Source organism: Dehalobacter sp. MCB1 (assembly GCF_003590275.1).
Lineage (GTDB): Bacteria > Bacillota > Desulfitobacteriia > Desulfitobacteriales > Syntrophobotulaceae > Dehalobacter.
The window spans coordinates 57,153-73,447 of record NZ_LXPC01000019.1; the positions used below are offsets into that span (position 1 = coordinate 57,153).

The 16,295-nt window shown below is 43.5% G+C and carries 13 protein-coding genes; 10 read left to right on the top strand and 3 right to left on the bottom strand.

What is annotated here, in order from left to right:
- Positions 1 to 55 precede the first annotated feature (55 nt).
- From A7K50_RS13905 to A7K50_RS13925, 5 genes are all read left to right on the top strand, one after another.
- Positions 56 to 619, top strand: a complete 564-nt coding sequence (locus tag A7K50_RS13905) for a hypothetical protein (RefSeq protein WP_119776972.1) — start codon at positions 56 to 58, stop codon at positions 617 to 619.
- 147 nt (positions 620 to 766) lie between these two features.
- Positions 767 to 1,042, top strand: coding sequence for an AbrB/MazE/SpoVT family DNA-binding domain-containing protein (locus A7K50_RS13910; RefSeq protein ID WP_119776974.1), 276 nt, complete (start codon positions 767 to 769; stop codon positions 1,040 to 1,042).
- A gap of 164 nt (positions 1,043 to 1,206) precedes the next feature.
- Positions 1,207 to 1,722, top strand: coding sequence for a hypothetical protein (locus tag A7K50_RS13915; protein ID WP_119776975.1), 516 nt, complete (start codon positions 1,207 to 1,209; stop codon positions 1,720 to 1,722).
- Between the two features lie 24 nt (positions 1,723 to 1,746).
- A complete protein-coding gene (locus tag A7K50_RS13920) occupies positions 1,747 to 2,136 on the top strand; it encodes a TfoX/Sxy family DNA transformation protein (RefSeq protein WP_243103770.1) in 390 nt (129 codons plus the stop codon).
- A 327-nt stretch (positions 2,137 to 2,463) separates the two neighbouring features.
- Entirely contained in the window at positions 2,464 to 3,168 is a 705-nt protein-coding gene (locus A7K50_RS13925) for a 4Fe-4S double cluster binding domain-containing protein (RefSeq protein WP_119776977.1), read from the top strand.
- A 34-nt stretch (positions 3,169 to 3,202) separates the two neighbouring features.
- Here the strand turns inward: A7K50_RS13925 and A7K50_RS13930 are convergent, their stop codons facing one another.
- Entirely contained in the window at positions 3,203 to 3,442 is a 240-nt protein-coding gene (locus A7K50_RS13930) for a hypothetical protein (protein ID WP_119776978.1), read from the bottom strand.
- Positions 3,443 to 3,656: 214 nt separating this feature from the next.
- Here A7K50_RS13930 and A7K50_RS13935 point away from each other — a divergent pair, with 214 nt between their 5' ends.
- Positions 3,657 to 6,242: a U32 family peptidase gene (locus tag A7K50_RS13935; RefSeq protein WP_119776995.1), complete on the top strand. Its 2,586-nt coding sequence runs from the start codon at positions 3,657 to 3,659 to the stop codon at positions 6,240 to 6,242.
- Position 6,243: 1 nt separating this feature from the next.
- Positions 6,244 to 8,634 carry an endonuclease MutS2 gene (locus A7K50_RS13940; protein WP_119776980.1) on the top strand — a complete coding sequence of 797 codons (2,391 nt, stop codon included), beginning with the start codon at positions 6,244 to 6,246 and terminating at the stop codon, positions 8,632 to 8,634.
- A 190-nt stretch (positions 8,635 to 8,824) separates the two neighbouring features.
- Here the strand turns inward: A7K50_RS13940 and A7K50_RS13945 are convergent, their stop codons facing one another.
- Positions 8,825 to 9,499: a Crp/Fnr family transcriptional regulator gene (locus A7K50_RS13945; RefSeq protein WP_119776981.1), complete on the bottom strand. Its 675-nt coding sequence runs from the start codon at positions 9,497 to 9,499 to the stop codon at positions 8,825 to 8,827.
- A gap of 228 nt (positions 9,500 to 9,727) precedes the next feature.
- Between A7K50_RS13945 and A7K50_RS13950 the strand changes: the two genes are divergently transcribed.
- The gene (locus A7K50_RS13950; RefSeq protein ID WP_119776983.1) at positions 9,728 to 10,015 is read left to right on the top strand and encodes a hypothetical protein; all 288 of its coding nucleotides are present in this window, start codon (positions 9,728 to 9,730) and stop codon (positions 10,013 to 10,015) included.
- A 24-nt stretch (positions 10,016 to 10,039) separates the two neighbouring features.
- Positions 10,040 to 11,395 carry a reductive dehalogenase gene (locus tag A7K50_RS13955; protein ID WP_119776984.1) on the top strand — a complete coding sequence of 452 codons (1,356 nt, stop codon included), beginning with the start codon at positions 10,040 to 10,042 and terminating at the stop codon, positions 11,393 to 11,395.
- A 383-nt stretch (positions 11,396 to 11,778) separates the two neighbouring features.
- On the opposite strand, the gene A7K50_RS13960 is transcribed toward A7K50_RS13955, so the two are convergent.
- A complete protein-coding gene (locus A7K50_RS13960; RefSeq protein WP_119776986.1) occupies positions 11,779 to 14,430 on the bottom strand; it encodes a PBP1A family penicillin-binding protein in 2,652 nt (883 codons plus the stop codon).
- A gap of 266 nt (positions 14,431 to 14,696) precedes the next feature.
- Between A7K50_RS13960 and tyrS the strand changes: the two genes are divergently transcribed.
- On the top strand, positions 14,697 to 15,965 hold the full coding sequence (gene tyrS, locus A7K50_RS13965) for a tyrosine--tRNA ligase (protein WP_119776988.1): 1,269 nt from the start codon (positions 14,697 to 14,699) through the stop codon (positions 15,963 to 15,965).
- Positions 15,966 to 16,295: the final 330 nt, after the last annotated feature.

Sequence of the window (16,295 nt, forward strand, 5' to 3'; positions counted from 1 at the left end):
GTAATAACTCATGCGCGGATTTGTCAGAAGAAATAAATAGAAAAAGAGGGGCAAAGTGAATAATATTCTAAGGAGATTAATTATAATATTTACCTTGCTAGCTATTAGCTTACTTATCGTCTATACATACATCTATTTGAATACAGTTGACTTAAATAAAGAGAATATTGTTAAAAACATTGAGAAAGAAGCAGGTTCAGGCGTTGAAATACTTCAGATAATTGAAAATAGAAATGATCAGTTCATTCTTTTTAAAAACAAATCCTCTGGTCAATTAGGAATGATATATTATGAGCCTCATACTTTGCTTGCTAGTCGATATGTATTCCTAGGCGGGAGTAACATAACAGGAAGAGCAGATATAAATACCAAATTTGGTGTATACGACTTCGGGCCGGCCACAGATAAGAGTTATGACAGGTTGATTGTGGTGTATGGTTATAACGGGCCTAAAGCACAGACGATCGAATTAAAGTTTAAGAATAATACTGTAACCAGAAATATTGGAGGAAGTGATTACTTTCTCCACGTATTTAGATTTTCTCAGGATAATCTCATTGGTCCAGAAGTTAAATTTCTAGATAAAGCTGGCAAAGATATAACTCAAAAATTCCTGTAAGAGTAACCTATCTACTTAAGATAAATAGGGATGAGTTATATGAAATACCATGCAAAGTGTCTTGGAAGAAGATGTAAACAAGTGGTTGATTAAGCATAATATGTGGTATATTAATAAGTAAGGAATGTAAGGAATGGAGTGATTGTAATGGAGCTTGCTAGAATAACATCAAAAGGACAAATCACGATACCAGTAGGAATAAGGAAGAAGCTCAATCTTAAAGAAGGGGATAAAGTTATCTTCATTAAAGAAGGCGATAAAATTGTTTTTGCTAATTCCTCCATGATAGCATTGAAAGAAATACAAGAAGGAATGCAAGGGGTAGCTGAAAAGCATGGTATCTACTCTGAAGATGATGTTAACAACTTAGTTAAAGATATAAAAAAAGAAATTTGGGAGAAAAAATATGAGAATCATGATTGATACCAACGTGCTTATTTCGACTATTCTTTTCCCAAAATCTGAAAGAATATGCAGGTAGTAACCAGACCTCGGGAGTTCACGGGACGTATATAAAATAGCGCGCGGGGCAGCTACATCGTGTGGCGGATTTTTTGGGGAAAAATTTTGGCGGAAGGAGAAATCTAATGATGAAAGGAACAAAGCGTAAATCGTTATTGGATAAATACCCTCCATCAGAACCATGTAGTTGCGATATTTGTTTGGCTTATTGTCAACGCCCCGGATGGTGGACTGTAGATGAAGCGACAAAAGCAATTCGTTTTGGCTATGCCAATCGCATGATGCTTGAAATATCTCCGGAAAGAACATTTGGTGTGCTCTCACCAGCATTTAAGGGATGTGAGGGGAAGTTCGCATTAAATAATTTTGCACAAAATGGATGCAATTTCTTGGAGAATAACTTGTGTCAATTACATAGTACAGGATTAATGCCCCTTGAATGTCGATTTTGTCATCATGAACGAGAAGGATTAGGACAGAAATGTCATTCAGATATAGAAAAGGAATGGAAAACAGAAATTGGAACGGTACAGGTTTCAAAGTGGACAAAACAATTTGGGATATATCAGCAATATTTGGAGATAATCAAGGGGCCGCTGTCCTGTTGGCCTCTGAATCTGGGGGATCGCTACTTTACATAACAGGCAGTTCCCGCCGCTTGGAGGATGATGCATGCGATCATGGCGCGGCGGGAAACCGGCAAAACATTATATGCTATATCGTGCAAAAACCGCGCCCTCCTGGCGCAGGAAAAGAAATTGTTGGTTCTTAAAGTTGAACGACAATTGAATGAAGTTGGCATAAGCACAATTAATCAATTGCTTGAGACTGGTAGTAAGAAAGCTTGGCTGAAAATCAGAAGTTGTCAAAGGCGAATTAAAGGAGTGGTAAAGTATGGCATTGGCTATTATTCTTATAATCGCTGCACTTGTAGGTATAATCCATGGGATAATGAAGAAACGCAGGACTTTGGTAATAGTATCAGTAATTGTACTGATTATCATTGCAACAACAATGTTATATTTCTACATGAACCCTTATTAAAGTTTAGATAAAATACGATGGAATTCCCAATACTTTCCCCATAAATAGGCTAGATCGGATAATAGAACTTTTAAAATTAATAAAAAATATCATAGGCAGCAGAACTCTTCTTGAAAATTTCGATATTATGGAGGGATCGCAGAATGCTATTATTGTCACCAGGGTTTTGGTCGGCTATGCTAAGTTTCGCATTTGTCATGTGGGTAATAAAAATGCTTTGGAGAATTGACAAAAACGTAAAATCTATTGAGCGGAAATTAGATACGACTTCTAAAGAAGACTCATTATAGAAGGAACTACAATATAAAATTTTGCAACAATCAAAAGAGGTGTTATTTATGAGTTTAAACAAAGAAATAAAGGATCAGCTTATATCCAGAGGTGCTTCAATAGTTGGGTTTGCTGATTTATCATCTCTGCCAAAAGATCAAACAAAAGGATTAAGCTACGGAATTTTGATAGGAGTAAGTGTAAATCCAGAAATACTACTGAGTATAAATGATGGGCCGACCTTAGAATCTTACGAAGAATACAAAAGGCTGAACAGATTATTGGATGAACTGGATGAATATACTGCAGAGATTCTTAGAAGTAAAGGCTTCTCTGCAGTCCCTAAAATTAAAGGCAGTGTAATAAAAGATAACCAAACACAACGAACAGAGTTACCGCATAAAACAATAGCGACAAGAGCAGGGGTAGGATGGATAGGAAAATGTGCATTATTAGTAACAGAAGAATACGGTTCAGGAATCAGAATTTCAAGTGTCTTAACCGACGCAATACTGGAAACCGGAACGCCAATAACTGATTCAAAGTGTGGGAATTGCCTTGAGTGTAAGAATGCGTGTCCCGCGGGTGCCATATCAGGAGAAAGTTGGAATGTCAATATAGACAGGGATAAATTTTACAATGCGATTAATTGTAGAAACACAGCACGAGAGAGATGCAATAAAATAGGTATTAATGAAACTATGTGTGGATTATGTATAGTTAAATGCCCATGGACGAAAGGATATTTAAGGGGACAACGTCCTGTAAAATAAAAAAAGGAGCCTTGAACAAACTCCTTCAATCTTTCTATTTCACTTTACGTACATGTGCTGTTTCTATTCTTCCTAGAGTATTGATAATAGTATCGTTTTTTTCATTCTGTACTTCGCGAGCATCGAATAGTGCTTTTATTTTATAACTTAAATTATTTTCAACATTTACTTCAATTTTTTGAACTCGGGAGGTTAATTCCTTAAGTTGAAAATTAGTTTCGGTTTGGTTCTCAAGGATTTTTCCGAGAAGATCCATTACCTTATCATCCAACACGATCACCTCCTACTAAATAGCTTATCTTTTTTAAAAGATAAGTCAAGGAGAATTTTCCATCCATGGCAACTGCCGAATTCATTTCTTAATGGTTTTAATCTTTCCCTAATGAGATCTTTAAAGGAGAGAATGGAAAAAATTTGCCGCAAAATGATAGTGTGGTATGATTAGAAGAAAAGCAGAAAAAGACGAAACAGGAACGGAGAACGCAACCATGCATTCAGATTTTGGCAGCAGTCCGCGGCAGCATACAAATAAAAAGATAGAACTTCTTGCGCCGGCCGGAGGTTACGAGGCATTGAAGGCTGCGGTGGAAAACGGAGCCGATGCCGTCTATCTCGGAGGCAAAATGTTCAATGCCAGGGCTTCGGCCTCGAATTTTGATTCGGAGGAATTGTCTAAGGCGGTGACGTACGCGCACGAACGCGGCGTCAAGGTCTATGTGACATTAAATATTCTTGTGGCTGACAGCGAATTCTCAGAGCTGGCGGACTATGTCTATCAGCTATATTCACTTGGTGCGGACGCCTTGATCGTTCAGGATATCGGGGTTGCAAATTTTATTCGGGAAGTTCTGCCGGAAATGAAGCTTCATGCCAGCACCCAGATGACCCAGAATAATATTTATGGATTGAAGCAGCTAGAAAAAATGGGTTTTTCCAGGGTTGTTCTGGCCAGGGAGACTTCGGCGCCGGAAATAGAAAAAATGGTTCAGGCGACGGAGCTGGATGTCGAGGTCTTTGGACACGGCGCACTGTGTATCAGCTATTCCGGACAGTGCCTGATGTCAAGCTATATCGGGGGACGGAGCGGCAACCGCGGAAGGTGTGCACAGCCTTGCAGGATGGCCTACAGTTTGGTTGACGGCAAAGGCAGGGATTTGCTGGAAGGAAGGAAGACCGGGGAGCATCTTCTGAGTCCGCGCGACCTGAAATTATTGGACAATCTTGGGGAGCTGCAGCGGATCGGTGTACGCTCACTGAAGATAGAAGGCCGGATGAAAAGACCGGAATATGTAGCAACAGTCATCCGGATCTACCGTAAAGCCCTGGACTTTTTACAAGATCAGAAGGGGCAGGAAATCACAGCCCGGGATCTATATGAGCTGACTCAGATTTTTAACCGGGATTTTACAACCGGATACTTTCAGGGTTACCAGGGAGCTGAGATGATGAGTTTCAGCCGCCCAAACAACCGCGGTACCATGTTGGGCCGAATTACGGATCTAAAAAACAACCGTCTGACACTGAAGCTGGACCGCGAGCTGGGACTCGGAGACGGCCTGGAAATCTGGACAAAAAGAGGCCGTGAAGGGATCAGCGTCGGGAAAATAATGGTCCCCGGCGGCAAAACGGTTGACAGTGCTGCACCCGGAGATACGGTCACCATCGAATTTGAAGGCGCTGCGAATATTGGGGACCGGGTATTCAAAACGCACGACGAGCAGCTGATTGCCCAGGCCCGGCACAGTTTCCAGGAAGGCAAGGAAACGCGCAAAAGGCCGTTAAAAATGCAGCTTTCCGGGAAAGCTGGTCAAAAGCTGCGCCTAACCGTCTGGGACGACCAGCAGCACATTGCGCTGGAATCTCAGTGTGAGGCCCAGGAAGCACAGAACCGGCCACTGACACAGGAGGTTCTGGTAAAACAGCTGGGGCGATTGGGGAATACCCCGTTTTATCTGGGAGAATTATCAACAGCACTGGAAGGGGATCTGATGATACCGGTCAGTGCGTTGAATGAATTGCGGCGCGCTGCGGTGGAGAAGCTTTTGGAACCGTCTCACAGCAAGCCTACGCTGACCTTGAAGGCGTATCAGGAGCGGACCGCTACTTGGAATCAGCAGCTCAAAACCGGCCGGACCGTATCGGGAAAAACCGGAACAGGCAAGCATCTGCTCAGTGCCGCGGTGACGGATTTTTCCATGATTGCGCCGTTGCTGAAGTCCGGTGCGGACAGAATTATCCTGGGCGGAGAACACTGGCGGTCCAGACCACCCCTTACCCTGGCAGAGCTGCAGAAGGCACTCGATACCTGTCAAAGCCGGGGAAGGACGCTACTATGGAGACTGCCGCGAATCCTGAATCAGACCCAAGGTGAGCAGGTGTTGAAGGATCTGACAAAGGTGGCAGGCTGGTCGGCAAGGCCGGTGATCATGGCCGGAAATCTGGCGGAAATCGAAATGCTGAAGACCGTTGATCCCGGGTGGACCTGGGAGACGGATTATTTTCTGCATTGTTTTAACGCAGCGGCGCTGGACTGGGTTCGCAGGGCAGGCGGAAGACAGGCAGCCCTTTCCATGGAATTAAGTCAGGAACAGCTTGCCGTTCTGGGTAAATCCGAAGGCATGGAGCTGCCGGTGTTTGGTGATATGGAAATGATGGTCAGTGAATTCTGTCTTCCCGGCGCTGTGCTGGGGGAGGGAAAAGACGGGGCCCGCAACAAATGCGGAAAGGCCTGTCAAAACAGAGACCTGTACCTGAAGGACCGCATGGCTTATCACTTCCCACTGGCTACGGATCAAGCGTGCCGGATGCATGTCTTCAATGCCAAAACCTTGAATCTGGTAACCGAACTGTCTAAAATAGCCGATATGGGCATCAGAAATATCCGGCTGGAACTGCTTCGGGCATCCTTGCCGCAGGCTGAACGTGCCGTTGCAGTATTTCACCGGCTTTGGCAAGAAACGGCTGGAGGCAAGAACATAGGCAAAGAGGAAACAGAGGAAGCAATGAAAAGCCTGGAGGAACTTTATCCTGAAGGCTTTACTAAAGGACATTTTTACAGAGGGGTGCTAACGTAAATTGATAGCTTCAGATAAAGTCCTGGTGAAACTGGATTTTGGCGCAGTCAGAGAACGGCTTAGGGACCATTGCATGCTTCCCGGGGCGAAAGAATTCGCGGAAGCCCTTGTTCCGGAGTCTGACCTGCGTACCGTGAAAGCGCTGCTCCGTGAAACGGACGAAGGAAAAATTCTCCTTAGGATTAACCCTTTGTTTTCAGTCAGAGGCGCGCGGGAAATCCGTCCTTATCTGGAAAGATGCGACCGGGGCGGAACCTTAAATCCGGAAGAATTACTGGAAATCAGGGATACGTTGAAAACTGCCCGCCGCTTAAAGAATACGCTGCTGGAAGGCAACCAGGCAGGAAAAGACCAGTACAGCGAACTATATACCCTCAGAGAAACGGTCGATGGGATCGTACCGCAGAAAGAGATAGAAGACGATATCTCCCGCAGTGTTTCCGAGGACGGGGATATCAATGACCGGGCTTCCGAAGAGCTGGCCAGACTGCGAAAAGCGAAAGGAACAAGCCAGCAGCGGATCAAGGAAAGCCTCGACGGCATTTTAAGAAATCCGAATTATCAAAAGATGCTTCAGGACAATGTCATTACAAGCAGAGGGGATCGCTATGTGGTTCCAATTAAAATGGAATACAGTTCCGCTTTTCCTGGAATTGTCCACGATCAGTCAGCCAGCGGTGCGACGCTTTTCATCGAACCGATGGCAGTCGTTCAGCTTGGCAATGAATTGAGAGAGATCATCCTGAAAGAGAACAGGGAAGTTCAAAGGATTCTTCAGCAGCTCACAGCAATAGTTGCTGCCAGGATTCCAGAGATTATGCTGTTGTATGAAGCCTTGATTAAGCTGGATTTTATTCTGGCGAAAGCCCGTCTAAGTGAAGATATGGAAGCCGGGTCTCCGCTCGTGGTGAATAAACAGGAGGTCAAACTGATCGGAGCGAGACATCCTCTGCTCACCGGGCCTGTTGTACCGATATCCGTCGAACTCGGGATGGATGACCAATTTCTGATCATTACCGGCCCGAACACCGGTGGGAAGACGGTGACGCTGAAGACGATCGGCCTGATGGCGGTGATGATGCAGTCCGGGCTTCATATTCCGGCTGAAAGCGACTCACGGCTCGGGATATTCACTCAAATTTTTGTCGATATCGGTGATGAGCAGAGTGTTGAACAGTCTTTGAGTACGTTCTCCGCACATATGACCAATATTGTGGATATTACCCGGAAAGCCGACAGCCGTTCCCTGGTTCTGCTCGATGAGCTGGGAGCCGGGACGGATCCGGGAGAGGGGGCTGCCCTGGCCATGGCGATCCTTGCGGAATTATTGGAGCGCGGAAGCTGCGGGGTGGCTACGACGCACTACGGTACGTTAAAGACCTTTGCCTACAATACACCTCGGGTAGAAAATGCTTCAGTGGAGTTTAATCCGGAAACGCTTAAGCCAACCTACCGCCTGCTGACCGGTATTCCCGGACGCAGCAATGCCTTATCGATTGCCCAGCGGCTCGGACTTGGCAGTGGTATTCTGGAAAAAGCCCGATCGTTTATCTCTGAACGGGATATGAAGGAGAGCGATCTCCTGGAGAACCTCGAGGATACGCAAAGAGAGATTGAACTTAAAAAACGGAGCGTAGAAGAAGAGCAGAAGAAGGCTGAACATAAAGCTGCGGAGCTTAAGAAAAAGAATCTGGAACTGGAAGAAAAATACGAAGATATTATCCGCAAGGCCAAAGAAGAGGCTGTCGACGTTGTCCGTCAGGCCAGACTCGAAGCCGAAGGAATCATCAAAGAAATCAAGGAAGCCCAAAAGAAAGAACGGCGTGAACAGGAAGCAGCCCTGGAGAAAACACGCCAGGGACTGAAAAAGCTATCCGAAAAGGTATATGAAACCGGGTATGCCGGAAGAGACAAATCCGGACCGAAGCCCGGGCAGGTAGAACCGGGACAAACGGTCTATATGCCCAATCTTAGACAGAAGGGCCAGGTCCTGCAAAAACCGGATAACAACAATGAAGTGCTGGTTCAGACGGGTATTTTGAAAGTCAGCGTTCCGCTATCCGAAATCCGGCTGGTCGATGAGACAAGAAAACCAGAGCATTTTGAAAAAACAATCAAAGGTACTTTCGGGCTGAGCAAAGCGGTCAATCTCAGAAGTGAAATCGATCTCCGGGGGAAACTGGTCGAAGAGGGAATCCTAATGCTGGATAAGTATCTGGATGATGCTGTGATTACAGGAATCAATCAGGTCAGTGTGATTCATGGCAAAGGGACAGGCGCCCTGCGGGCAGGTATTCATCAGTTCTTGAAAAGACATCCCCATGTTGCTGCTTACCGCTTAGGTGAGTTTGGCGAGGGTGATTCCGGGGTTACGATCGTTGAATTAAAGTAAATGACTAATAAAAACTTATCAATTCAAAAGGAAACTGCATTTTCGTTACTTCCTAAGTCTAATATAATACTGGTTATAGGAAACCTCCAAAGTACTGATATAAGTAATTAGGTTTATGCTTATTCTCATTATATCAGTTTTGGCGGTTTTTTAGTTGTTTTTAGCCATACTTACTAATATTTGTAAGGAGTTATTCCGTGTTTGGAGTTCGTTTTACCTCGATCTTGTGGTTGACCAATCTGATAATTTTTCTTTTACAAAGTTCTGAGATAATTCTTGTCACAGTAATTCTGGACACACCGATGATCTTACCAATATCCTCCTGAGTGTACTGGATTTTAAGACGATACCAATCTTGGTCTGATGAAATGTTCTTATCAATGGAAGCATATAAAAGGTTCAATAACCGCTCCTCGCTGTCAAAAAACAATAAGTTTTCAATTTGATATATTAATTCATTTCCAAAGTGGGCTAAGGCTTTAATTATTGATAAATTCAACTCAGTGTTCATGTTTAAGATTCTAATGAAACAGTCTTTGTCTATTTTATAAACTATGGTGGCGGCCTCAGAGATCACCAGTACCTCACAGGTATGATCAGACAGAAGCACAGGTATTAGGCCAAAGAAAGAATCATCTCCTAAAATCCCTAAAATATGTTCGTCTCCTTCAGCGCTGATGGTGACATACCTTACTCTCCCTTGTTCGATATAGTAAACGCTATCAACAATTGTTTCAGCTGTCAAAATAATTTGATTTTTATTATAAGATATTTTCTCGCCATATTGGTGTGCCCAAAAATTAAGTTCCGGACAATCATAGGATAAATACGGAGTATATTTGGAAGAACCCGATGGAATCGCCATAATTGCCTCCTCAAGAAGATCGTAATACAAGTTATTATAACTTGTTTTTTTTAGCGAAATACATAAAACCCAACGGTAAAAAATTAAAAATAAGCTACCTAAAAAAATAATACCACATAGACGATACAGGGTAAGTAATCTTTGTTACTTTGTATCGTTTGAACTATTTATGATTAGTGACTATTGATAAAATTTAATAAAAAAGTGAAAGGGAAGGAGGTGAAAACATTGTACACGATATTAATTCTTCTTTTAGGCATTATTGTTACAACCGGTGTATACTGGCTTCGGCCCCGGATTCAAAAATGGTATGTTTGGTTGGCATTAGCAGTATGGCTTTTCTGGACTGCAATGGGAGTTTCATTTATCCAAGTCAACATTTCAGGGCATCATACTAAGGCTGCTACCGTAGGTGCATTTTTCTTCTTCCTGATAGCCATTGGGACAGGAATTTTTCTAGCAAGAATATTGGGATGGTTTAAATCGCCCCCAAAAATCACTTCCGTAGATCAATAATTAAAATGGGTAGAGGGTGTGAAGATGGATACAAACCGGGAAACACAATCGACTATGAGAACAAGCAGACGGACATTTCTAAAAGCAGGAGTTTTTACGGCAGCTGCAGGGACGGCTACTTTTATTACAACCGGAAGAGTAGCGCGTGCGGCAGGCATTGATAACGAAGGAATCTTAACTAAAGCCCATGTGACCGGTGCATCAGTTAAAAAACTTGGTTATCAAGAAGGCTGGCTGGGAACATCTAAAATTGTTGCCCCAGTGCAAAGAACTCGAGAACAAGATCAAGGGTTTAATAAGGCAATTAGAGGTCTCCTTGGATCCGATGCCGAGCATCAAGTCATAAATTTTATTGGCAAACACCCATTGGGTAATGCCTTTGAGAATATGTCCATGTTCTTAGGAGTACCAGAAGCAGTGAATGGTAAACCCAGTCAAGACAAGTTGCCTTTACCCAATATAGAAAGGTTAACTCAACATATCAAGGATGTTTGTTATTATGCTGGGGCAGATGAAGTCGGGGTAGGGAAACTTTTCCCCTGGATGATGTATTCGGAACAAGCTCCAGTACCCACTGGAACTGACTGGGCACAGTATAAAATTGAGTTAGAAACAAAACCAGGAACACCCGTTCAATCGGAAAAATATCAATACTGCATTGGGATACTTGTGGATCAGGGCTTAGATACCCTTCTGGGCACTACGGGTTATGATGGTATTAGCGGTACTATGAGTATGATGGCGTATTCCAGATCGGGATTTGTTGCGGATATATTAGCGAAATACATTCGTAACCTTGGTTACAATGCCCGATCAAATCATAATGGAAACTACGCTATGCCTCTACTCCCGGCACTAATTTCCTGCGGGTTGGGAGAAATGAGCAGAACAGGGGATTGTGTTTTGCACCCGCGGTTAGGTTTCCGGCATAAAGCCGCCGTTGTTGTTACAGATTTACCTCTGGTACCTGATGGACCTATTGATTTTGGACTAAGAGATTTCTGTTCCACCTGTCAAAAATGTGCTCAAAACTGCCCTGCTCAGGCTATCGGAACTGACAGAGACCAAACCGCATTTAAGGGACAATACATGAGATGGGCAGCCGATTCGGACAAATGCACCCAATTCCGGACAACGAATCGGGAAGGATCCTCTTGCGGTCGATGCATGAAAGTCTGCCCGTGGAACAACAAAGAAACATCATGGATTCATGACGTAGGGGTATTTGCCGCTTCTAACTTTGGATTTGCCGGTAATATACTCCGAGATATTGATGACATGTTTGGTTATGGAACCGAGGTAGTAGAAAAGAACCGCTGGTGGTTAGAATGGCCTGAATACTGTCAGGATTGGACAAAGGCTCCCTGGTTAAAAGGGTAAAAAGTTAAAATTAAGGTATTTAGACTTTTTAGCCAGGAGTTCAGTGTAAAACAAATTATCGTTTACGAACCGAATAATATGAGGCTAGGTCGGAAATCCAAAGATTTTTGATCTAGCCTTAAGTGTTTTGCTGAATTATGTAATATAGTATAGATAAAATACCGTAAAAGTCTTAGATTATATGATGGCTTAATAGGCTATATACTAACATCATAGTGCTGTGCGTACCAAGTGGAGCTCGGATGCGGAAAGCAGATGGCACTATGTCGTCAGCCGCAGCTAAATTACAAAAATGCTGGTAACAGTCTGGGAAGACTATTGCCAGCATCCTATCGGTTTGTTTACTCCTATTAGGCGGTTACCCCAATATTTGACACAGTGACTTAATTACTGATTTCTAACGTCACGGGATTTGACGGAGGACCCTCTGTAAAAGAGTTATTGTCCATCAGTACAGCCCAGAAGGTATAGGTTCCGGAGACTGCTCCGGCACCGAAAAGATTTAAACGGTACTGAATCGTTCTCTTGTTTCCGTCTTCCGGCACATACGTTTCAAGATAGGATTGTCCCGGTTTCTTGATATACAGCTTAACAGTATATTTTTTACTGTTATAGTTGGAAACCGGAAGCTGAACAACCGTGCTCGATCCGTCATAATACGGAGAAGATAGAGACAATTGAGGAATACTTGAATCTCCTATCGGTGGAGTCTCACCGTTTACGGAGCTGCCACTTTCATTCACATATTTATCCGGAGCCTTATAGGGGGCTTCGTCTGACGGCCAGGTCACATCTTTAGGCCGGTCCAGAACGTTCAGGCAAATCCTTGATACGGCATTCATGCTGCCTACGGGGGCTAAAAGGTTAGGGTTATTAGCATCGACCATCACTTCGACCCAAACATCACTGACTTTCGTTGGAACACTGTCTGTCGCACATATTTCTGTTTTAACAAATTCCGAAGGAGTCAGACTGCTTGGCAGAAGACCTGATTTGGAATCGAATTTTACGGTCGTAAGCCCTTCGGGACGGCTAATACTTGACTGAACTGCCAGTCCTTCGTGGGCAACCGTCATGACTTGTTTCCAGATGCTGGCCGGATAGCTGCCGCCATATACCTTATACAGGTAATGGCTTGTATCTGTCTGATCATACCCCATCCAGACAACACCGACGTATTTTGGGCTATAGCCCGCAAACCAGGCATCGGGGTTACCGGACCTATTGCCAAATTTAGCAGGGTCGAGGGATGTTGTACCGGTCTTACCGCAGATATACCAATTGCCAATCCGGGCCTTTGTGCCTGTTCCGGAGGTTACAACGCTCCTCAGGAGATCATTCATCAAATAAGCGGTGGTTTCTTTCATTACTCTTTTCTCGGAAGGCATGTTTTCGACCAATGTTTTACCATCGGGGCCTAAAACTTTAATAACACTGTAAGGTTCAGCTTTGACACCATTATTGGCAAATGTTCCGTAAGCTGAAGCCATCTGCAGGGTGGAAACATCAAATGTCCCGAGGGCCATACTTAATACTTTATCATGATCGGTCAGGGAAAGTCCCAGATTATTCTTAGCGAACTGCCAGCCATTACTAACCCCAAGAGAATTTAAGAGTTTTACGGCGTAAACGTTTACGGAGTCCTCAACAGCTTCGCGCATCGTGATTAACCCCCGCCAGCCGGAAGTAATGGTGTCATAATCTGTTGGGGCCCAGACAGTGCCGTCACCGTTATTATATTTAACCGGCATATCATCAAATACTGTTCCAGGATAATAACCGCCGTGTTCAAGTGCCGGTGCATAGACAACGAGTGGCTTGGCAGTCGATCCGGGCTGTCTTTTGGACTGGTAAGCGCGGTTCAACCCCATGGGGGTGTATTCCCGGCCTCCTACCATTGCTGCGACCGCCCCGCTATCGGGCTCCAGTACAGTCATAGCACCTTGAACGGAAGTGCCGTCCTTACTGTTAGCAGGAAAATTCTTGGAGTCTGCAAAAGCTGCCTCGGCTGCGGTCTGGATTTTAGAGTTTACAGTCGTATAGATCTTCAAACCGCCGCTATAGATCTGTTCGGGTGTAAAGCCATATTTAGCCTGAAGCTCGGAAATTACATAATCGACAAAATAAGGGTGCTGTTTGTTGCGCATTGCAGCTTCGGGGATTTGTACATTCTTCTGATTAGATTTAACCTGCTCGACAAACGTAAAAGGTTCATCGACATATTGATCATATTCGGCCTGGGAAATAATATTGTTATCTCTCATTACGCCTAGGACGATCGTTCGTCTTGCTTTGGCTTTTTCCGGATTAAAATATGGGTCATAGCCGCTGGGAGCTTGAGGGAGGCCGGCCAGCATGGCGATTTCAGCCGGATTCAGATCCTTAAGCTCTTTGTTAAAATAAGTCAAAGAAGCGGTCCGGATTCCGAAAGACGATTCCCCTAGGTAAATCCTGTTTAAGTAAAAGGTCAGAATTTCATTTTTGGTGTAAGCGTGCTCAATCTGAAGAGCCAGAACGGCTTCCTGGATCTTGCGCGAAAGCCTCTGCGCCGTCGGATCTTCAATAAATGCGTTTTTGGCGAGCTGAATCGTGATGGTGCTGCCGCCTTCGACAATTTCACCGGCTTTCAGGTTATTAAAAGCCGATTTGATAATCCGGACCGGGTCTGCCCCAAAATGTTTATAAAACCGTTTATCTTCCACCGCGATAAACGTTTTTTTCACAGTGTCCGGAATGTCTTCATAGTCGACCAGCAGTCTGTTTTCGGTAGAGTGAAGCTGGGCAATTGAATTTTCTTCATTGTCATAGACCACAGAGGATTGTTTCTGACCTGTCAGCAGATCAACATCTAATTTGGGGGTTTTCGCTACAGCAACAATTAAGTAAATACCTAAAAACACAATGAGTAGAATAATGATAAAAAGAGGAATTCTAAAATAGGGTGTATTCATAAACTTTTTCTTCTTTTTGACAGGGTGAACCCGCCTGTTCTTCTGATCTGCATTACGGTTATGATAATCATTGTTATTAGCCATTTTTTGCCTCCTAGATAAAGACTTATTAATATGTATATAGATTAATAAGCTCAAAACATTATATCATATTTTAAAGGCTGTAAAAACAGTATCAATTTGGTAAGAGGTTGATATAAAATTTATATTTCTTTATAATAAAAGATGCTCAAGCGCAAAGAGCTTTATATAGTACCATGTCAGCCCCTAATTTTATATATCCTGGCGGCCTATTTGATGAATTGATTTTATTATCATTTTTATTATCCTTTAAAGGAAGACAAAGGTACTTGAGGTATATCGAAGAATGGAAGGAATGTTTTGAATTGATCGATTTAGACAATGAAGTTCAAAGACAAATGGAGATATTAAGAACAGGTGCTGCCGAGATTGTACCTGAGGATGAATTAAAGGAAAAAATAAAGAATTCCCTTTTGTTAAATAAACCGCTGACGGTTAAGCTTGGGCTTGATCCGACGGCTCCAGATATTCATTTGGGACATACCGTTCCTTTGCAGAAAATGAGACAGTTTCAGGATCTGGGGCATCAGGCAGTGATCATCATCGGAGATTTTACGGGCAGGATAGGTGATCCGACGGGAAAATCCGAAACTAGAAAGGCATTGACCGAAGAAGAAGTACTTCGGAATGCGGAAACCTATAAAGAACAGATATTTAAAATCCTTGATCCCGCTAAAACAAGGATTGAATTTAATGCGACCTGGCTTTCAAAGCTCAGTTTTGAAGAGGTCATTAAGTTAGCTTCCAATTGTACGGTTGCCAGAATGCTGGAAAGGGATGACTTTGCCAAGAGATATCAGGAGGAACGGCCGATCAGCATTCATGAATTCTTCTACCCGCTGATGCAGGGCTATGACTCGGTAGCTCTGCAAAGCGACGTCGAACTAGGAGGAACAGACCAAAAGTTTAATCTGCTCATGGGCCGTACGCTGCAAAAAGATTATGGACAATCACCGCAGGTTGCTTTAACAACGCCAATCCTTGAGGGGCTTGACGGTGTTCATAAAATGAGTAAAAGTCTAAGTAATTACATCGGAGTCTATGAAAGTCCCAGAGAAATGTTTGGAAAAACGATGTCTCTGCCGGACGAATTGATGATTCGCTATTTCGAATTGGTCACAAAAGTGCCTGTTGGCGAAATTCGCCGTCTCGAAAAGGGTCTTGCTGACGGCAGCGTTCATCCGCGTGACTTAAAAATGCGTCTGGGATGGGAGATTGTCCGAATTTATCATGGAGATGCCGAAGCCAATCAGGCAAAAGACGAATTTATTAAAATGTTCCAGAAAAAAGAAGCTCCAGATGAGATGCCTGAATTTAGCCTTTCGGAACTTGGTGCGTCGAAGGACGGTACGATCGAACTGGTTACGCTGATGGTCAACGCAGCACTTGCCCCGAGCAGGGGAGAAGCCAGAAGACTGGTTGAACAAGGCGGAGTGAAGCTTAACGATGAAAAGCTCTCAGATTCGCAGGCTGCCATTCGTCTTTCGGCCGGTGATATCTTGAAGGTCGGCAAGAGAAAATTTATTCGAATCAAATGATAGAACCGTATTCATCAAAAAACGATATTTTTTAGAGACAAAGAACGCTCTTTAATTCTTCTTCATATAATAAAATCATCAGCAACTGAAACAGTATTTTTGGGACATCATAATTAATAGCGCTGATGATTTATTATTGTCAAAGTAATAAAACCGATCGACAGAAATAACTTAAAACTGGCCGAATAGCTGCAAAAGACACTTCTGCATAATGTATAAAAAAATATCGAATTCCATGTGATTTGCTGTTGACAGTGTCAAAACAGCGTGATATTATAATAAAGCGTCTCGGGGCGGGAACGCCTGAAAGCAGCGCAAAGGTCATTGAAA